The organism is Actinomadura rupiterrae, assembly GCF_024172125.1.
Taxonomy (GTDB): domain Bacteria; phylum Actinomycetota; class Actinomycetes; order Streptosporangiales; family Streptosporangiaceae; genus Spirillospora; species Spirillospora rupiterrae.
Genome location: NZ_JAMZEA010000005.1, coordinates 797833 through 817365 on the forward strand (window position 1 = coordinate 797833; position 19533 = coordinate 817365).

Genomic DNA, 19533 nt, shown 5'->3' on the forward strand with positions numbered 1-19533 from the left:
GGCCCCGCTGCTGCTGCCGTGACGCTCCTACTGGCGTGGCCCTCGTGTTGGCGGGCCCGCTGTTGGTGTGGATATGGAGCGTGCTTGGGCGTCTGGCTGGCGGGGCCTTTACGTGGGCCTCGTCCTCTTCTGGGCGGTGGTGGCGGCGGAGTTCTGGGGGCTCGGTGGAAGCTTCGGGCGCGGGGATGGGACGGGGGCGGGCCTGCGGCCTGAAGTAGGAGGTCATGGACTCTGGGTGGGCTGGTTCGGAGCGGGGTTGGAGTAGTCGGTGGGCGCGGAGTTGGGGTGGCTTGGTTCTGGAGAGATGGTTTGGGCTTTGGTGGCGATGGAGCTGGGTGGGGAGCGTGCGTTGGCGTGGGGCAGTTGGGTGGGTCAGTTTGAGGTTGTTAGTAGGGGTTTTAGGTCGGTTAGGCGGCGGGCTCCTATGCCGGGGACGTCTTGGAGTTGGTCGGTGGTGTGGAAGGGGCCGTGCTGGGTGCGGTAGTCGATGATGCGGCGGGCCAGGACGGGGCCTACTCCGGGGAGTTGGTCCAGTTGGTCGGCGGTTGCGGAGTTCAGGTCCAGGGGGCTTGTCGGTGCGGGGGTTCCTGCTGTGGTGGGCGGGGCCGGGCCTTGGCCTGGGGCTGGGGGCGGCGGGTGGATGCCTACGGCTATCTGTTCGCCGTCGGTGAGTTTGCGGGCCAGGTTCAGGGCACCGGTGTCGGTGCCTGGGCGGATGCCGCCGGCGGCGTTCAGGGCGTCCGCCACTCGGGAGCCGGAGGGCAGGGTCAGGACGCCTGGGCGGTGGACCTTGCCGATCACTTGGACCACCAGCTGAGTGGCGGTGGACGGCTGGGTGGACGTGGTGGAGGCCCGGTCGGCCGACGTGACCGAGAGGGACGGGGCCGTGGCCGCGGATGGCGTCACCGGGTCGGGGCGGGGGCGGGCCATCCAGAGGTAGCCGACGGCGACGAGGATCGCGAGGGCGCCGACGATCAGGAGCGCTCGCGTGCCGCCCAGGCCCGGGTCCAGGCGGTCGTGGTCCAGCAGGGTTCGGGCGCGGGTCACCAGGCGCTTGGCCAGCGGTTCGGAGGTGGCGTTGCGGGTGTTCCGGGAGGTCGGGGCGCGGACGGCTTGCTCGGGTGGGTGTGCTTCGCGGCGCGGGCTGGGAGGGCGGTTCCGGGGGGATGGGGGTTCGGGGGTTTGGGGGGTTGAGCGTAGGTGGGCGGACGGTGGGGGCATCGGGTCGAAAAGGTTCATGCAATTGACGTTAGGAGAGACCGCGAGCGGGGTGCTAGTCGCTCGCCGATCTGTGGATAACTCCCGTTTCTGCTGGTGAGAGAGCTGAGCCTAAGAGGGAATCAAGATCGTCGGGGATGGGCGGTAGATTGCCGGTCATGTCGCGTCTGCTGGGGATTTTCGGGTGCATTCTGGTCTGTCTTGTGGCGGCGGATTCCCGGGCGGGGTCGGAGATCAACTCGGGATCCGCGGCTTGGCGGGCCGGGTTCGCGGCGGCGGAAACCGAGGTCACTCAAACTCCGCAGCAGCCGGGCGGAAGGATTGTGCTCGCCGTTTACGGGTTTACCGGCACCCCTGGGCCCTATGCGCGGTGTGCTGCATTGTTCGAGGTCAAGCACGTCCGGCAGCGCGTTACGGACGTTCCGGTGTGGCCGATGCCGCGCGGTATTCGGCTCGGCAGTAAGGCCGGGAACGCGTACGAAGCGGGTTGGATCGAGCGGTGCCTGCGGCAGCGGCGCTAGGAGAGCTGCGGCGCCACCACCACGCCGAGCATGCCCGGGCCGACGTGTGCGCCTATGACGGGTCCCACTTCGCCTATGTAGACGTCCACCACGTTCGGGATGCGCGCGCGGAGCTCTGCGGCCAAGGCTTCGGCCCGCGAGGACGCCGCGAGGTGCTGGATGCCCAGGTCGACAGGACGGTCAGCAGCCTCGGCCACGGCGAGGTCGGCCAGACGGGCCAGAGCGCGTGACGTGGTGCGCACCTTCTCCAGGGGTTTGACGCGTCCGGACGAGATGCCCAGCAAAGGCTTCACCATGAGCGCGGTGCCGAGCAGGTTGGCAGCGGCTCCGATGCGTCCGCCGCGGCGCAGGTGTTCGAGGTTGTCGACGTAGAAGAGCGATCGCGACAGCTCGGCTCGGCGTTCGGCTGCGGCAACGGCCTCGGCAGGCGCTGTGCCTTGCAGGGCGGCCGCGGCGGCGGAGAGGGCGGCGAAGCCCAGGCCCATGCCGATCGTGCCCGAGTCGACGACGTGGACGGGGACGGGCGAGTCCTCGGCGGCGAAGCGCGCCGCCTCCACCGTCCCGGACATCGAGCCCGAAAGGTGCACCGAGACCACTGCGGACGCGCCCGACTCCGCGGCCGAGGCGTAGACGGCCGAAAAGCGTTCCGGCGACGGACGGGACGTCGTGACCGGATGCCATTCGCGTAGCGCGCGTGCGGTTTCGGCGGTCGTGATGGCGTCCTCGTCGCGGACGTCGCCGCCGACGATGAGTTGCAGTGGGACGACCGTGATGCCGTGCCGGTCTGCGAGGTCCCGGGGAAGGTAGGACGTGGAGTCCGTGACGACCGCTACCGCGCTGCCCATGAGGCTGAGGCTACTCCGACGAGGCCGAACGTTGGTGACCGAATTGTCTCAGACCGTAATGTCCCCGTGCCGAAGCCCCGCGTGCGCGCACGAGAGCGGGGCCAGGCGAGCGGGAGTGAAGAGTGTCAGGGCTGGACGGGAACGCCGCCGCGCCAGACGCGCAGTGCGCGGAGGCCGAAGGCCCAGGCGAACGCGCCCTCGTGGTCGGCGTCCCAGAGGACGATGTCGGCGAGCATGCCGGGCGCGAGGGAGCCGCGGTCGCCGACGCGCAGCGCGGCGGCTCCGCCGAGGGTGGCGGCGCGGAGGGCCTCGGTGACCGACAGGCCGTACATGGCGACGGCGAGGCCGATGACCAGCGGCATGGACGTGATGCCGCACTGGCCGGGGTTGTGGTCGGTGCCGAGGGCGACGGTGACGCCGCGGTCGAGCATCGAGCGCACGGGCGCGGCCGGACGCGAGGAGTTCAGCGCGCTGCCGGGGCAGACGGTCGCCGTAACGCCCGCGTGCGCGAGGGCCTTCACGTCGTCGTCGTTGGCCTGGGTGAGCAGGTCGGCGGACGCGCAGCCGACCTCGGCGGCGACCTGGGCCGCGCCGACGCGCTCGTTGGCGCAGGCGTGCATGCGCGCCTTGAGGCCGCTGCGCTTGCCGGTCAGCAGCAGGATACGCGCCTCTTCGGCGGTGAAGTGGCCCTCGTCGCAGTAGACGTCGATGGAGTCGGCGCCGGCGACGGCCGCGTCGCCGGCCCACTGCCGGACGGCCTCGATGTAGTCGCGGCGGCGGCCGAAGTACTCGGGCGGCAGGATGTGCGCGGCGAGGAAGGTCGCGTGGATGCGCGGCATGGACGGCTCGGACTCCAGCGACCGCAGCATCCGGATGTCGGCGAGCTCGCCGTCGCGGGTGAGGTGGTAGCCGGTCTTGGCCTCGACCGTGGTGGTGCCCGCGAGGATCCACTGCCGGAGCCGCTCGCGGACGCCGTTGCACAGCGTCCAGGGGTCGGTTCCGCGGGTCACGGTGACGGTGGAGTTCACGCCGCCGCCGGCCGCCGCGATGGCCGAGTGGGACGAGCCGCTGGTGCGCATCGCCAGCTCGGCCCAGCGGTTGCCCGCGTAGACCGGGTGCGCGTGCGCGTCGATGAGGCCGGGTGTGACCAGGCCGCCGCCGAGGTTCTCCACGTGGTCGACGTCGACGATGTCGTCGATGATGCCGGGCACGCTCTGCGGGAGGTCGGAGGCCGGCCCCGCCCACACGATGCGGTCGTCGTGGATGAGGACGGCGGCGTTGCTGCAGACGTCGGTGCCCGTCCAGAGACGTCCGATGTTGGTGAGCAGCCTGACCGTCACGGGGTCACCGCCCGGTGGGGGTGGGAACGCCGCGCGGCGTGGGACCTGACGCCATGGACTGGGCCACCTGCTCTCGATACGGGACGCCGACTGGGTGCCGGCGGTTCACCACTGGGGGAAGGGGTGACCGACTGATCACCTTGAGCAACGAGACCGGAGATATCGGTTTCGTCACGGTAGTGCACAGAAGGCCCGGCGGACAACCTTCGCCCGGCCAACGCCGCGCGCCGCCGGAAAGTTCCCCGGTGGACAGGGCGGACACCGGTCCCGGCGCGGCTCATGGACACCCGACAAGCAGGCAAAACCCGCCCAACATCCATTAACCATCCGAATACCGGGACGCACCCCATCGACGCCATCACCCCACCCTTAGTCCTAAGACGGTACGGATTCCGGCAGGCCCGTCAAGCGGAATGGAGAAGCTGTCACCTTACGGCGACCACCGCGACTCCGGAAACGATCAGAGAACGGGCGCGGTCGCGCTCATGGCGCCGCCCGTTCCGATCCGGGTCCGCGCTGCTCGAAAGCCGCTTCCGAAAGCTTCGCCCGAACTCCCACCAGGCCGCAATTACGTCCGCCCGCGCGTCGCGCCCTCATCTGCGGGACGTACCGTCCGGTGTCCGCCGCGTCCAGGAAACGTTCAGACATCCCAGGAAACCTTCAGCTACTCCCAACCCAACTGGCCCTGTCAGGACACCTCGCCGACCACGCCCCCCGCTCCCCCAACCGACCGGCGTCGCCCGCTCCCCCAACCGACCGGCGTCGCCCGCACCCCCAACCAACTGCGCTGCCGCCCGCTCCCCCAACCGACCGCGACGCCCGCTCCCCAGCTGACCGCTACGCGACGCGCCCGGAGCGGCCCTGCCACGCGACGCGCCTGGAGCGGCCCCCACTCCGAGGCTGTCGCTATGGGTGGCCTCCGTGACCGTCGCCTCGTCTCACAACCCCCCAGTAACGCGTTCGGCCCGACGCCGCGCCCCCGGAGGGGTGGCGGCATCGGGCCGGTGTGCGTGGCGGCTAGGCGCTGCTACGCGGGAATCGGGTCCTCGTAGGGGGACAGCTCCCCCGCCAAGTCCTCCGGCACGCGGGCCAGCAGGACCGTGCCCGCCGCCTCGTGCTCCTGCTTGAGGACCTCGCCCCGGTCGTGGACGGCGGCCACCAGGTCGCCGCGCTCGTACGGGAGCAGGACGCGGACCTCGCGCGCGAGCGTGGGGAGGTCGCGCTCGATCGCGGCGCGCAGCTCGTCCAGGCCCTGCCCGGTGTGGGCGGAAACGACGACGCTGTGCGGTTCGCGCCGCTGGAGGCGGGCGATGGCGAGCGGGTCGGCGGCGTCCGCCTTGTTGATCACGATCAGCTCGGGCAGCGAGTCGGCGCCGATCTCGCGGAGCACCTCGCGGACGGAGTCGATCTGCCGTTCCGGGTCGGGGTCGGAGCCGTCCACGACGTGCACGACCAGGTGCGCGTCGGTGACCTCCTCCAGGGTGGACCGGAACGCCTCGACGAGCTGGTGCGGCAGGTGCCGGACGAACCCGACGGTGTCGGCGAGCGTGTAGGCCCGTCCGGACGGGGTGGTGGCGCGCCGGACGGTCGGGTCGAGGGTGGCGAACAGCGCGTCCTCCACCAGCACGCCCGCGCCCGTGAGGCGGTTCAGCAGGGACGACTTGCCCGCGTTGGTGTAGCCGGCGATGGCGACGGCGGGCACCATGTTGCGGCGGCGCTCGCCGCGCTTGGTGTCGCGGGCCTTGGCCATCTCGGCGATCTGGCGGCGCAGCTTGGCCATCCGGGTGCGGATCCGGCGCCGGTCCAGCTCGATCTTGGTCTCACCGGGGCCGCGGCCGCCGATGCCGACGCCGCCCGCGGCGCGGCCGCCGACCTGGCGGGACAGGTTGCCACCCCAGCCGCGCAGTCGCGGCAGCAGGTAGTTGAGCTGGGCCAGCTCGACCTGGGCCTTGCCCTCGCGGCTCTTGGCGTGCTGGGCGAAGATGTCGAGGATGAGGGCCGTCCGGTCGATGACCTTGACCTTGACGATCTCCTCCAGGTGGCGGAGCTGGCTCGGCGCGAGCTCGCCGTCGCAGATGACGGTGTCGGCGCCGGTGGCGATCACCACGTCGCTCAGCTCCTCGGCCTTGCCGGAGCCGATGTAGGTCGCCGCGTCCGGGCGGGTGCGGCGCTGGGTGAGGCCTTCGAGGACCTGGGAGCCGGCGGTCTCGGCGAGCAGCGCCAGCTCGCGCAGCGAGTTCTCGGCGTCCTCGGCGGTGCCCTCGGTCCAGACCCCCACGAGGACGACCCGCTCCAGCCGGAGCCGCCGGTATTCGACCTCGGTGACGTCGTCGAGTTCGGTGGACAGTCCCGCCACACGGCGCAGCGCCCGGCGCTCTTCGAGGTCGAGTTCCCCGGTCATGGGCTCGTCCTCGGCGTCGAGGCCGTCGAAGCCGGTCAGGACATCGTGGTTGCGGTCTTCTTCGAAACGTTCAGTCATAGGCCCTCTGTCAAACGCCGTGGGGCCCCGGTCGATTCCCCACGTCCGCGATCGTCCCATGGGCGGGCGGGCAGGTCACCCCGATTTCCCGGACGCGGAGAGTCATCCCGGCCCAGCACGGGGAGTTATCCGAGGCGCGCGCGGGGAGTTATCTCGGGCGCGCGCGGGGAGGTGTCCCGTGACTATCCCGGGCGCGCGCGGGGAGGTGTCACGAGACGGCCCCCGCTTTGACCCGGATCTGTACCGGCGAGTAGCGTTCTCCACACAACAGAACCGGAATTTCACCATACGAAATCCATGGACGAAGGAAGGGCGGGCACCATGACCGACGGTGTCGAGGTCCGGGGACCTCTGGGCGAGCGCTACGACGAGATCCTCACCCCCGAGGCTCTGGGTCTGCTCGCCACCCTGCAGCGCGAGTTCGGCGCGCGCCGCAAGGAGCTGCTGAAGGCCCGCCAGGAGCGGCAGGAGAAGCTGTCCAGCGGCGGCACGCTGGACTTCCTCCCCGAGACGGCCGAGATCCGCACCGACGACTCCTGGCGCGTGGCCGACCCGGCGCCGGGGCTGCGGGACCGCCGGGTCGAGATCACCGGCCCGACCGACCGGAAGATGACGATCAACGCGCTGAACTCCGGCGCCAAGGTGTGGCTGGCCGACTTCGAGGACGCCAACACCCCGCTGTGGACGAACATGATCGAGGGCCAGCTGAACCTGCGCGACGCCCTCGACCGCACGATCGACTTCACCGACCCCAAGTCCGGCAAGACCTACGCGCTGAAGGACGACGAGGAGCTCGCCACCATCGTCGTGCGCCCGCGCGGCTGGCACATGGAGGAGAAGCACCTCCTGGTCGACGGCGAGCCGATGTCGGGCTCGCTGTTCGACTTCGGCCTGTACTTCTTCCACTCGGCGCGCCGGCAGCTGGCCAAGGGCAAGGGCCCCTACTTCTACCTGCCGAAGATGGAGTCGCACCTGGAGGCCCGCCTCTGGAACGACGCCTTCAACCTGGCCCAGGACACCCTGGAGATCCCGCGCGGCACGATCCGCGCGACCGTGCTGATCGAGACCATCCCGGCCGCGTTCGAGATGGAGGAGATCCTCTACGAGCTACGCGACCACTCCGCGGGCCTGAACGCCGGCCGCTGGGACTACCTGTTCAGCGTGATCAAGAAGTTCCGCGACCGCGGCGCCGACTTCGTCCTGCCGGAGCGGAACGCGATCACGATGACCGCGCCGTTCATGCGCGCGTACACCGAGCTGCTGGTCCGCACCTGCCACAAGCGCGGCGCGCACGCCATCGGCGGCATGGCCGCGTTCATCCCGTCCCGCAAGGACGCCGAGGTCAACAAGGTCGCGCTGGAGAAGGTCCGGGCCGACAAGACCCGCGAGTCCGGCGACGGCTTCGACGGCTCCTGGGTCGCGCACCCCGACCTTGTCCCGGTCTGCCGCGAGGTCTTCGACGGCGTGCTGGGCGACAAGCCGAACCAGCGCGACCGGCTCCGCGAGGACGTCAAGGTCTCGGCCGCCGACCTGCTCAACATCAAGGCGACGCCGGGCGACATCACCGAGGCCGGCCTGCGCAACAACATCGACGTCGCGCTGCGCTACCTCGCCACCTGGCTCGACGGCGCCGGCGCGGTCGCCATCCACAACCTGATGGAGGACGCGGCGACCGCCGAGATCTCCCGCTCGCAGGTCTGGCAGTGGATCCGCAACGGCGTGAAGCTCAAGGAGGGCGAGACCGTCACGCGCGAGTTGGTCGAGCGCCTGCTGGACGAGGAGCTGGCCAACATCCGCGCGGAGCTGGGCGACGCCTACAACGAGCCCCGCTACAACGAGGCCGTGGCCCTCTTCAAGGAGGTCACCCTGGCGGACGAGTACTCCGAGTTCCTGACGACCCCGGCGTACATCCGCTTCCCGTAAGGGACGGCCTCCTGTAGCAAGCGGTTTCATGGGCTGACAGGTGGTTTCACGGGCGCGGCGGCCTCTCCGGGGCCGCCGCGCCCAGAACCTCCGCCCCCAGGACCTCGCGCCCTGGACCTCCGCGCCCGGGGCCGCGCGCCCCTCGCCCTAGGGAGACGGCATGGCAGACACTCTCCGGGACCTGGCCGAGCGCTGCACGCGCCTGCTCGGCCCCGAGTCGGTCATCTCCGATCCGGTCCGGTTGCGCACGTACGAGTGCGACGGGCTGACGTCCCACCGCGCCTCTCCCGGGCTGGTCGTCCTGCCGGAGACCGCCGAGCAGATCGCGGCCATCGTGCGCGCGTGCGGAGAGGCGGGCGTCCCGTACGTGGCCCGCGGGTCCGGGACGGGCCTGTCCGGTGGGGCGCTCCCCCGGACGGACGGCGTGCTCATCGTGACGGCGAGGATGCGCCGGATCCTCGACATCGACATCCCGAACCAGCGGGCGACCGTGGAGCCGGGCGTCATCAACCTGGACGTGACGCGGGCCGCGCGCCCGCACGGCTACTACTTCGCGCCCGACCCGTCCAGCCAGCAGATCTGCTCGGTCGGCGGGAACGTCGCGGAGAACTCGGGCGGCGCGCACTGCCTGAAGTACGGGTTCACCGCGCACCACATCCTGGCCTGCGAGATCGTCACGCCCGACGGCGAGATCGCGGAGCTGTCCCGGGACGATCCCGGTTTCGACCTGCTCGGGGTGTTCGTCGGCTCGGAGGGCACGCTCGGCATCACGACGAAGATCACCGTGCGGCTGACCCGGCTGCCGGAGACCGTGCGGACGCTGCTGGCGGCGTTCGACACGATCGGGAAGGGCGGCGACGCGGTGTCGGCGATCATCGCGGCGGGGGTGGTGCCGGCCGCGATCGAGATGATGGACGCGCTGTCGATCGAGGCCGCGGAGGCGGCCGTGGCCTGCGGCTATCCGGAGGGCGCGGGCGCGGTCCTGGTGGTCGAGCTGGACGGCCCGGACGCGACCGTCGAGCACCAGTTCGCGCAGGTCGAGCGGCTCTGCCGGGAGGCGGGCGCGTTCGAGATCCGGGTGGCGGCCGACGACACCGAGCGGGCGCTGATCTGGAAGGGGCGCAAGTCCGCGTTCGCCGCGATGGGCCGGATCAGCCCGGCCTACATCGTCCAGGACGGCGTGATCCCGCGCACTTCGCTAGGCGAGGTGCTCGGACGCATCGACGCGCTGAGCCGCGAGTCCGGTGTGCGCGTCGCGAACGTCTTCCATGCCGGGGATGGGAATCTGCATCCGCTCGTGCTTTTCGACGATTCCGTACCGGGCGCGCAGGAGCGGGCGGAGACCGTCTCTGGCGCGATCCTCGATCTGTGCGTCGAGCATGGCGGTTCCATCACGGGGGAGCACGGCGTGGGTGCGGACAAGGCCCGCTACATGCCGCGCATGTTCAGCGACGACGACCTCGACACCATGCAGATGGTCCGGTGCGGCTTCGATCCGGCGGGGCTGTGCAACCCGGGCAAGGTGTTCCCGACGCCGCGGCTGTGCGGGGAGGTTCCGGGCGTCCGGAAAGGGCCGCACCCGCTGGTCGCCGAAGGAAAGGCGGACCTGTTCTGATGCTGCCCCTGGACGCGTTCGCCAAGGTCTGCGCCGACGTCCGCCCTGGTGAGGACGCCGATCAGGTGGACGGCCTGACCCCGCCGGTCGTCGCCGCGCCTGCCACCCTGGACGAGGCGTCGGCGGTGATGCGGACGGCCGCCGAGCATGGTCTGGCCGTCGTCCCGTCCGGAACCGGGAGCAAGCTCGGCTATGGGCGGCCCGTCGAACGCTGCGACGTGCTCGTCACCACGCGCAACCTCGACGGGATCATCAAGCACTCGCCCGGCGACCTCACGCTGCACGTCGAAGCAGGGCTGACATTCGAGGCGCTACGTGAAACCGAGGCGGACGGCTGGGGTCAGCATCTCGCCTTGCGTCCACCCGAAAACGGGACGATCGGCGGTGCGATCGCTACCGATGTCGCCGGTCCGGGCCGTCTCCTCCACGGTTCCGCGCGCGATCTGCTGATCGGGATCACCACCGTCCGCGCGGACGGCACGATCGCGCGCGCAGGAGGCAAGGTCGTCAAGAACGTCGCCGGATACGACCTCGGCAAGCTCTACACGGGTTCCCTGGGCACGCTCGGCCTCATCGTGGACGCGACCTTCCGCATGCACCCGGCGGCCCGCGCCGTGCGCGTGGCGGTCGTCACCGACGATCCCGGACGGGCCGTCCAGGCGGTTCTGCACTCCCAGGTCGTCCCGCGGGCGATCGAGATCGACCGTCCGGCCGGTTCGGACGAGACGACCGTCGCCGTAGAGGCGGAGACCGAAACCCCGGACGAGACGTCCGCGCGCCTGCACGAGCTCCTCGGCGGCACCCCGGCTCCCGAGCCGGATTGGTGGAATCGGCTTCCGGAGGGCGAAGTCCTGGCCGAGATCCGAAGCCTTCCGGCACGCCTCCCGGAAATCATCAAAGCCGTCAAAGACCTGCCTCTGCGCGGCTCGGCCGGGGCCGGACGCCTCTACACCACGCCCGACTACACCACGCCCGACGGCGTGGAAGAGCTGCGCGAGGCACTGAAACCGATCGGCGCGAGGGTCGTCCTCGTGCGCGCGCCCTTGGCCGTCCGCAAGAGCGTGGACGTCTGGGGCCCGCTCCCCACCCTCCCGATCATGCGGCGCGTGAAGGACCAGTTCGACCCCGACCACCGGCTCTCGCCCGGCCGGTTCGCCGAAGGAGTGTGACCGTGACCCGGCCGGACGAACTGCCCGAACCACCCGAACCCGGCACCGAGACCGTCCCCGAGGTTCCGTCCGCCGTCTCCATGGACGACCTGCTGAGCGACTGCGTCCACTGCGGGTTCTGCCTGCCGACCTGCCCGACCTACGTGCTGTGGGGCGAGGAGATGGACTCGCCGCGCGGGCGCATCCACCTCATGCAGCAGCACCGGGAGGGCGCGCCGCTCGGCGACGCGATGGTGCGGCATTTCGACGCCTGCCTGGGGTGCATGGCGTGCGTGACGGCCTGCCCGTCCGGCGTCCAGTACGACAAGCTCATCGAGGTCACCCGCGCCGAGGTCGAGGCCGAGCACCCCCGGACGTGGACGGAACGAGCGGTCCGTGGGGCGATTTTCAGCCTGTTCCCCTACCCGAGGCGCCTGCGCGCCCTGCGCGGCCCGCTACGCGCCTATCAGCGCTCGGGAGTGCCCGCCCTGGTCAGGCGCAGCGGCATCCTGGAGCGCCTCTCCCCGACCCTCGCCGCGATGGAACGGCTCGCACCGCCGTCTCAGAAGGCACCTAGCCTGCCGGAGCGGGTCGCGGCGCGCGGCGGCCGCCGCGCCACGGTCGGGATGCTCACCGGATGCGTCCAGCGCGAGTTCTTCCCCGGCGTGAACGCGGCGACCGCGCGCGTGCTGGCGATGGAGGGCTGCGACGTGCTGATCCCCAAGCGGCAAGGATGCTGCGGGGCGCTGTCGCTGCACTCCGGACGGGCCGGCGAGGCCCGCGCGTTCGCCCGCCGGACGGTCGAGACCTTCGAGGGCGTGGACGTCATCGTGGTCAACTCGGCGGGCTGCGGCTCGGCGATGAAGGAGTACGAGACCCTCCTGGCGGACGACCCCGCCTGGGCGGCCCGGGCTCGTGCGCTCGCGGAGAAGACCCGCGACCTGGCCGAGTTCCTGGTGGAGCTGGGGCCGCGGGCCGAGCGGCATCCGCTTCCGGTGACGGTCGCCTACCACGACGCCTGCCACCTCGCGCACGCGCAGGGGGTGCGGTCGCAGCCGCGCGCGCTGCTGGCGGGCATCCCCGAGCTGACCGTGAAGGAGATCGCCGATCCGGAGGTCTGCTGCGGCTCGGCGGGGACCTATAACCTGCTCCAGCCGGTAGCGGCGGCCGAACTCGGCGACCGCAAGGCCGCGAACGTCGCCGCGACCAGGGCGGACCTCCTGGTGGCCGCGAACCCCGGCTGCTCGCTCCAGATCGCGCAGGCGCTGGAGCGGCAGGGCGCGCCCCTACCGGTCGCGCACACCGCGCAAGTCCTGGACGCGTCGCTGCGCGGGCACCCCGCCGCGACGCTCCTCGCCCGCTGACCCGCACCCTCGCCCACCCCGCGCCAAACGCTTGCTTGTCAGCACCCACCACCCACATCACTCCATGTCAGAGGCGTGACCGACCAGTCATTCACGATCCGGCGTCCGGTATCGTGACTCGCCCCTGAACGCAGGACGGATCCCCCGAGGCTGGCAGATGTCCAACAGCTACCGATCCCACCGGCGCCGCAAGAGGAAGACCGGCACCGGCAAGCTCGGGCTCGCGGGCGCGCTCACCGGCGCGCTCGGAATCGGCGCGGTCGCGGTCGCGATCGTGGCGCTGCGCCCCGACCACCAGGGCACGCCCTCGATGACCGGGACGGGCGGCGAGTCCTCGCAAAGCGCCCCGGCGACCAGCGGCCTGCCTTCCGGCGGCCCCACTTCGGCCCCCGCGCCCAAGACCGGGCACCAACTGAGCTTCACCACGCCCGAGGGGTACGGCTACACGCTGGCCGCCATCCGCTCGGGCACCGACAAGCAGCCCCTGTCGAATAGCAAGCCCCCTGGGGACGGCGAGACGTACGCCTACGCCGAGTACGTCCTCACCAACAACCAGCGGCGTCCCGTACCGCTCGACTTCCCGGCCGACCTGTTCATGCCGCTCGACTCGGTCCCCTCGTCCGCGCGCGAACGGTGCATGCCCCAGCCCGGCATCCCCGACAGCATGTGCACGCTGCCGAACCACAGCGAGGTCACCGCCCGCATTGGCGACGCCAAGGCGCCCTACCAGCAGGACGGCGACACCGTCCTGCCCGCCGGCGGCTCCTACATCGTCCGGGTCGCCTCGGACCTTCCCGTAAGCGCCGACACCCCGCCGCACGATCTGCGGCTGTACGTGTGGGACGCCCGCTTCACCAGCGACCGCAAGGGCGTGGAGATCCCCCTCCCCTAGCCGGCGCCCATCGCCTCCCCAACGAACAGCAAGAAGCCTCCTGTCCGTGGAGAGCGGACAGGAGGCTCTGGCGACACCTTCGCTCAGGCGAGGGCGGGTTCGCGGTCGGTGACGGTCGCGGGGGCCGGGCTGCGGCGGCCGCGCAGCGAGCCGAGGGCGAGCAGCACCAGTCCGCCCAGGCCCCAGGCGAGCAGCACGGCGAGCGGCCTGGTCATCTGCGCGCCGTCGAAGAAGGCCGTGTTCCGCAGCAGCGTGGCGGCCGCACCCGGCGGGAGGTACTGGCCGATCTCGCCCCACGGGCGCGGCAGCAGCTCCGGCGCGGAGGTCGCGGCCGACAGCGGGTTGCCGATGAGCATCATGGTCAGGCCGCCGAGGCCGAGCCCGGGCCGTCCGAGCACGGCCGCCAGGCCCGCGACCGCCGCCGTGCAGGCGAGGACGCCCAGGCCCGCCACCCCCGCGATCTCCAGGTACGAACCGGGCAGCAGCGACAGGCCGTACCGGGCGAGCCATCCCACGGCGAGGCCGCCGAAGACCGCGAACACGACGACTCCGACGAACCGCCACAGCACGGACTGGACGATCATGGTCAGCAGCACCGCGCCGACGATCGCGGACATGACCAGCGGCAGCACCATCGCGCCGAAGCCGGTCCCGCGCGGGTCGTCGTGCGCGGCGGGCACCACGTCCTGGACGGCGGCGGGCGGCGCGGCGTGGCCCGGCGCGTCCGCGGCCCCGCCGGGCTTGGGGAGCGCGGCGGCGAGCTGGCCGAGCTGCTGCGCGAGCACCGGCGACGCGGCGGACGCGACGAGCACGTGCGGCCCGGCCGGCGCGGTCACGATCGCGCCGTACGCCTCGCGGTCGGTGAGGGCCTTGCGGGCGGACGCCTCGTCCGTGCGGACCTTGACGTCGAACATGCCGGGGCGCTCGTGGTCCAGCCGCGAGGCGACCGCGTCCGCGCCGGGTCCGGCGACGACGATCGGCACCTCGCGCGGCGCGATCCGGGCGGACGGCCAGGCGAAGGCCGTGATCATCAGCGCCTGCAGCAGCGCCGCGCCGAGCGCGACGGCGAGGGCGCGCCGGGCGAGGGCGCCGCGACGGGGCCGGGGGGTAGCGGTCATGGCCGCCTCCAATAAAAGCGGACGTTCGTTCTCTTTAACTACCGCAACGGTCGCACCCGGCCGCCGACTTGTCAAGAACGAACGTTCGTTTTAGTTTGGGGCCATGCCCCGAGTGAGCGAAGAGCACCTGGAGCGGCGCCGCCGCCAGATCATCGACGCGGCCCGCGCCTGCTTCATCCGCAAGGGCCTGCACGAGACCTCGATGCAGGACATCTTCGCCGAGTCCGGCCTGTCCGCCGGGGCCGTCTACCGCTACTTCAAAAGCAAGAACGAGATCGTCGACGAGATCGTCTCGACCACCCGGGGCGACCTGCTGAGCGTCCTGTCGGAGCTGGTGGAGGCCGAGCCGCTGCTCGAACCGGACGAGGTGTGCCTGGCGATGTGCACGCACATCCGCGACCTCGCCGAGGGGAACGGCCCCGTCCGCATGGCCCTCCAGGCCTGGGCGCTCGCCGCGCACGACGCCCCCGTGGGCGCGCACGTGCGCGAGACCATGGTCGGCATCCGCGACCTCTGGACGGTCTACGCGCGGCGGCTCGCGGCGGCCGGGCGGCTTTCCGGCGACGTCGATGCCGAGGCGGCGGGCCGGGTATTGTTCGGCCTGTTCCCGGGGTTCATCCTGCAGTACGTCCTCCTCGGGGACGCGACGCCCGAGATCTTCGCGCGCGGCGTCCGGAGCCTCTTCCCCGCGGCCGTCCCGGCGGCCCGGAGCTGACCACCCCTCTCGCCCGGACGCCGCAAAAGCGCTAGAAACTCCTCACACGCCCGACCCGTCCGTCCCCGGACGGGTCACTATGGCGTGGCCATCACCTCGGCGTTTTAACATCTCATTACCTGGGACGCGGGAGAGGCAGTGGGCAGGGTGAGGATCGGGCCGGGCACGCGGGGCGCGGCGCCGGCGGCCGCGGTGGCCGCCGTGCTGCTGGTCGCCGCCTCGCTGCTGCTCGGCCACGGGGTGCCGGGCGACCGGCGGATGGTGTGGTGGCACCCCGAGGTGTTCGTCGCGCTGTCGTGGACACCGATCGGCGCGCTGCTCACCGCGCACCGCGCCGGACGGCGGGTCGGGCTGCTGATGCTCGGCGCCGGGGTCGGCGCGGCGGTCTACGTGCTGTCGCTGAACCTCGCGCCGTTCGCCGAGATCCACCACTGGCCCGGCGCCTGGCTGCCGCGCTGGCTGAGCCACTGGCTGTGGGCGGTCGACACCTACACGCTCACGCTGATCCTGCCGCTGCTGTTCCCGGACGGACGGCTCGTTTCGGCGTGGTTCCGGCCCGTCCTCGGGCTGGCCTGCCTCGTCCCGGTCGTGGTGGCCGTGCACCTGACCGTCGACCCGGGCGCGCGCCGCTTCCACAACGGCGTCTCGGTGTACCCGCTGCAGTCGATCCCGCTGCCGATCGCGGTGCTGATCGTGGCGGCGCTGGCGCTCGTCCTGGTGTCGCTGGCGGTGCGGTTCCGGCGGGCCGCGCCGGACGTGCGGCGGCAGATCGCCTGGGTCGTCTACCCGGGCCTGGCCGCCGAGGCGATCGTCTACATCGGGGAGAGCACCCGGATCGGCGACCCGGTCCGCAACACCGCGATCGTGACCATCCCGGTCTGCGTCGCCATCGCGATCACCCGCTACCGGCTCTACGACATCGACGTGGTGATCAACAAGACCCTGGTGTACGCCGGCCTGGTCGGCGTGATCACCGGCGTGTACTTCACCCTGGTCGGCGCGGTCAGCCTGTTCGCGTCCGGCAACGGCGGGCTCGCGGGCCTGGCGGGCGCGGTCGCGGCGGGCGTGGTCTTCGAGCCCACCCGGCGCCGGCTGCAGCGCGGCGTCGACCGGATGCTGCACCGCGAGCGCGATCCCTACCGCCTCGCCGACCGGCTGCAGCGGCGGTTGCAGACCGCGTCCGACCCGTCCGCGGCGCTGGCCACGGCCGCCTCGGTCGTCCGGGAGGCGCTGCGCGCGTCCGGCGTCGCGATCGAGGTGCTGGACCGGGACGGCAAGCTCGCCGCGCTGGTCGAGGACGGCACCCCGCCGGACCGCCCGCAGCGCGTCCCGCTGATCTGGCACGGCGAGCCGGTCGGCCGGCTGATCTTCGGCGGGGAGCGCGCCCCGGACGCGCGGCTCGCCGGCATCCTCGCCCGCAACCTCGCCGAGCTCGCCAACGCCGCGCGGCTCGCGATGGACGTGCAGCGGTCCCGCGAGCGGATCCTGCGCACCCGCGAGGAGGAGCGCCGCCGGCTGCGCCGCGACCTGCACGACGGCCTCGGCCCGACGCTGGCCAGCCTCGCGATGACCGTGGACGCGGCGCGGATCACGATGCGGTCCGACCCGGAGGCCGCGGACGTGATGCTGGAGCGGCTGCGCAGCACCATGGGCCGCACGATCGGCGAGCTGCGCGACCTGGTCTACGGGCTGCGCCCGCCCGCGCTGGACGACCTCGGCCTCGCCGGGGCGATCCGGGCGCTCGGCGGCGTGGTCGGCAGCGGCGGGCACGGCCCGCACGTGGAGGTGGAGGTCGAGGGCGAGCTCGCGGCGCTCCCGGCGGCGGCCGAGGTCGCGGCGTACCGGATCGTCCAGGAGGCGCTGACCAACGTCTACCGGCATGCGAAGGCGTCGCACGCGCTCGTCCGGCTGGACCTGAGCGGCGATCTCGACGTCACCGTCCGGGACGATGGGGTCGGACTGCCCCGGGACGTCCGGGCCGGGGTGGGTTTGTCGTCGATGCGCGAGCGGGCCGCGGAGCTGGGCGGGACGTGCACCGTCCGCCGCCGTGCCGAGGGCGGGACGCTCGTGCGGGCCCGATTGCCCCTCTCCGGCGCTCCGCCGAGCCTCGCGCCCGCTCCTTCGGAACCCGCCGAGATCGCGCAGGAGAGCCCGCCACGGACACACGCGGACGCCGAACGCCGCTGAGCCGCGCCCACTTGATGATCTGAACGGCCCCGCGATGGCCCCAGCGGAGTGAGGGGCAACGCCCGGACCCTGGGCTCCCGGTTAGGCTCCCCGAGCCGTTCACAGGCCCGCATCCGACCGCGTTCGCGCAGGTCAGGGAAATAAGTTGAGGGCCGGTGACCGCCCCCCGCCAAGAAGGTCGCCACCGGCCCTCGTACACCGCTGCGGTTCCGAGGCTCCCATCCCGGCCCGCGCGGCCTGCACCTTGAGGTGTGCTCGCCACCCGAGGTGTGCAACCAGAAAGTAGGCGACCGGGAGGCCCTTCCGTCAGGGACGGGAGTCCCGACTCACCCGGGACAAAAAATAGTCAGATATGACTAGAGCCAGCCGGGGCGGGTCTCGCCCTCGGCCACCAGCACCGCCGGGCCCGTCAAGTAGCTGGTCCCGGCCTCCAGAGACACCGTAACCCGGCCGCCCGGGACGTCCACCGTCCACTCCCCGGACGGCAGGTCCGACGGGCTCCCGGGGACCGCTCCGCCGAGCGCCGCGGCCACCGCGACGGCCACCGTCCCGGTGCCGCACGAGCGGGTCTCACCCGAACCGCGTTCGTAGACTCGCATCTCCACGTGGCGCTCGCCCAACGGACGGAAGAATTCGACGTTGACGCCCTCGGGGAACACCGCCGGGTCGAAGCCGGGCGCGTGGCACAGGTCGAGGTCGGCGAGCGGGATGTCCACCCGGCAGGCCAGGTGCGGGTTCCCCATCGAGACGCGGACGCCGCCGAACGCCTCCCCCGCCACGGTCGCCTCACCCTCGCCCAGGTAGACCGGGGCGCTCATCTCGACCCGGACGTCCCCGGACGCCCCCAGCGTGACCCGGCGCAGTCCCGCCCGGGTCGCGATGTCCCATTCGCCCGGCTCGGCGAGACCGGCGTCCACCAGGTACCGCGCGAAGACCCGGACGCCGTTCCCGCACATTTCGGCGATGCTGCCGTCGGCGTTCCGGTAGTCCATGAACCACTCGGCGGGCAGCGCCTCCACGGCGGGCTCACCGGCGAGCTTCGTCCGGACGACCCGGAGCACCCCGTCCGCGCCGATCCCCGCGTGCCGGTCGCACAGCCGCGCGACGGCCTCGGCCGTCAGGTCGAGGGCCCCGTCCGGGTCGGGAAGGATGACGAAGTCGTTCTCGGTGCCGTGGCCCTTGATGAAACGCATGGGTTCGATCCTATTGGGCGCTCACAGGAGGCCCAGGGCGCGTTCCACGAGATCGGGGGCGTCGTAGGGCAGCCAGACCACCCGCGGGTCGCGCCGGAACCAGGACTCCTGCCGCCGCGCGAACCGGCGGGTCGCGCGGATCGTCTCGTCCTTCGCCTCGGCCTCGGACCACTCGCCCGCCAGGAACCGCAGGACCTGCGCGTAACCGAGGGCGCGTCCGGCGGTCAGGCCGTCCCGCAGCCCCCGCTTCTCCAGCGCGCGCACCTCGTCGACGAGCCCGGCGTCCCACATCCGCTCGACGCGCAGCGCGATCCGCTCGTCCAGCTCGGGTCGTGGCACCTCCAGGCCGATCTGGACGACCGAGCCGTACCGGTAGCGGTGCTCGGGCAGGGTCGCGGTGAAGGGCCGTCCGGTGATCTCGATGACCTCCAGGGCGCGGACGATCCGCCGCCCGTTGCTGGGCAGGATCGCGTCCGCGGCCTTGGGGTCGAGCTCGCGCAGGCGCGTGTGGAGCGCCCCCGAACCGGCCTCTGCCAGCTCGTCCTCCAACCGGGCCCGGACGGACGGGTCGGTACCCGGGAACTCCATCTCGTCCAGAGCCGCCCGCACGTACAGGCCGGAACCGCCGACGAGGATCGGAACCCGGCCGTGCTCGTGCACGCGCGCGAACGCCTCGGCGCTGAGCCGCTGGAACTCGGCGACGCTCGCGGTGACCGTGACGTCCCAGATGTCGAGCAGGTGGTGCGGCACGCCGCGCATCTCCTCCGCCGTCAGCTTGGCGGTGCCGACGTCCATGCCCCGGTAGAACTGCATCGAGTCGGCGTTCACCGCCTCGCCGGGCAGCCGGAGGGCCAGGTCGACGGCGAGATCGGACTTGCCGGCGGCGGTCGGGCCGACCACGGCGATCACGTCAGGAGAGGTCACGGGCTTAATTCTGGCAACGCAGTGGGTATGGGTCGGACTGTACGGGCGTTC

General features: G+C 72.0%; 15 protein-coding genes. 8 read left to right on the forward strand and 7 right to left on the reverse strand.

The window, feature by feature from the left end; genetic code table 11:
* Positions 1-372 precede the first annotated feature (372 nt).
* Positions 373-1239 carry a ComEA family DNA-binding protein gene (locus FHU30_RS20485; protein WP_253877907.1) on the reverse strand — a complete coding sequence of 289 codons (867 nt, stop codon included), beginning with the start codon at positions 1237-1239 and terminating at the stop codon, positions 373-375.
* Positions 1240-1376: 137 nt separating this feature from the next.
* Here FHU30_RS20485 and FHU30_RS20490 point away from each other — a divergent pair, with 137 nt between their 5' ends.
* Positions 1377-1739: a hypothetical protein gene (locus FHU30_RS20490; RefSeq protein WP_253877908.1), complete on the forward strand. Its 363-nt coding sequence runs from the start codon at positions 1377-1379 to the stop codon at positions 1737-1739.
* Here FHU30_RS20490 and FHU30_RS20495 read toward each other — a convergent pair.
* The 3 genes from FHU30_RS20495 to hflX all read right to left on the reverse strand — a co-directional run bounded on the left by FHU30_RS20495 (position 1736) and on the right by hflX (position 6403).
* A complete protein-coding gene (locus FHU30_RS20495; protein WP_253877909.1) occupies positions 1736-2584 on the reverse strand; it encodes a DegV family protein in 849 nt (282 codons plus the stop codon). The genes FHU30_RS20490 and FHU30_RS20495 overlap by 4 nt on opposite strands.
* A 125-nt stretch (positions 2585-2709) precedes the next feature.
* Entirely contained in the window at positions 2710-3924 is a 1215-nt protein-coding gene (gene hutI, locus FHU30_RS20500) for an imidazolonepropionase (RefSeq protein WP_253877910.1), read from the reverse strand.
* 1027 nt (positions 3925-4951) lie between these two features.
* Complete coding sequence (hflX, locus tag FHU30_RS20505) at positions 4952-6403, reverse strand: GTPase HflX (protein ID WP_372503924.1); 1452 nt, start codon at positions 6401-6403, stop codon at positions 4952-4954.
* Between the two features lie 297 nt (positions 6404-6700).
* Between hflX and aceB the strand changes: the two genes are divergently transcribed.
* The 5 genes from aceB to FHU30_RS20530 all read left to right on the forward strand — a co-directional run bounded on the left by aceB (position 6701) and on the right by FHU30_RS20530 (position 13345).
* Positions 6701-8326, forward strand: a complete 1626-nt coding sequence (gene aceB, locus FHU30_RS20510; protein ID WP_253877911.1) for a malate synthase A — start codon at positions 6701-6703, stop codon at positions 8324-8326.
* Between the two features lie 160 nt (positions 8327-8486).
* Positions 8487-9941: an FAD-linked oxidase C-terminal domain-containing protein gene (locus tag FHU30_RS20515; RefSeq protein WP_253877912.1), complete on the forward strand. Its 1455-nt coding sequence runs from the start codon at positions 8487-8489 to the stop codon at positions 9939-9941.
* The gene (locus FHU30_RS20520) at positions 9941-11110 is read left to right on the forward strand and encodes an FAD-binding oxidoreductase (RefSeq protein ID WP_253877913.1); all 1170 of its coding nucleotides are present in this window, start codon (positions 9941-9943) and stop codon (positions 11108-11110) included. Before FHU30_RS20515 ends, FHU30_RS20520 begins: the two co-directional genes overlap by 1 nt.
* 80 nt (positions 11111-11190) lie before the next feature.
* A complete protein-coding gene (locus FHU30_RS20525; RefSeq protein ID WP_253878072.1) occupies positions 11191-12453 on the forward strand; it encodes a (Fe-S)-binding protein in 1263 nt (420 codons plus the stop codon).
* A gap of 157 nt (positions 12454-12610) precedes the next feature.
* The gene (locus tag FHU30_RS20530; RefSeq protein WP_253877915.1) at positions 12611-13345 is read left to right on the forward strand and encodes a hypothetical protein; all 735 of its coding nucleotides are present in this window, start codon (positions 12611-12613) and stop codon (positions 13343-13345) included.
* Between the two features lie 83 nt (positions 13346-13428).
* On the opposite strand, the gene FHU30_RS20535 is transcribed toward FHU30_RS20530, so the two are convergent.
* Positions 13429-14463 carry a hypothetical protein gene (locus FHU30_RS20535; RefSeq protein ID WP_253877917.1) on the reverse strand — a complete coding sequence of 345 codons (1035 nt, stop codon included), beginning with the start codon at positions 14461-14463 and terminating at the stop codon, positions 13429-13431.
* A 103-nt stretch (positions 14464-14566) separates the two neighbouring features.
* Here FHU30_RS20535 and FHU30_RS20540 point away from each other — a divergent pair, with 103 nt between their 5' ends.
* Both FHU30_RS20540 and FHU30_RS47145 read left to right on the forward strand, forming a co-directional pair.
* Positions 14567-15178: a TetR/AcrR family transcriptional regulator gene (locus tag FHU30_RS20540; RefSeq protein WP_253877920.1), complete on the forward strand. Its 612-nt coding sequence runs from the start codon at positions 14567-14569 to the stop codon at positions 15176-15178.
* Between the two features lie 138 nt (positions 15179-15316).
* The gene (locus FHU30_RS47145; RefSeq protein WP_253877922.1) at positions 15317-17365 is read left to right on the forward strand and encodes a sensor histidine kinase; all 2049 of its coding nucleotides are present in this window, start codon (positions 15317-15319) and stop codon (positions 17363-17365) included.
* Positions 17366-17721: 356 nt separating this feature from the next.
* Here FHU30_RS47145 and dapF read toward each other — a convergent pair whose 3' ends face one another.
* Complete coding sequence (dapF, locus tag FHU30_RS20550; RefSeq protein WP_253877924.1) at positions 17722-18558, reverse strand: diaminopimelate epimerase; 837 nt, start codon at positions 18556-18558, stop codon at positions 17722-17724.
* A 21-nt stretch (positions 18559-18579) separates the two neighbouring features.
* Positions 18580-19467 carry a tRNA (adenosine(37)-N6)-dimethylallyltransferase MiaA gene (miaA, locus tag FHU30_RS20555; protein ID WP_253878073.1) on the reverse strand — a complete coding sequence of 296 codons (888 nt, stop codon included), beginning with the start codon at positions 19465-19467 and terminating at the stop codon, positions 18580-18582.
* Between the last annotated feature and the right edge of the window lie 66 nt (positions 19468-19533).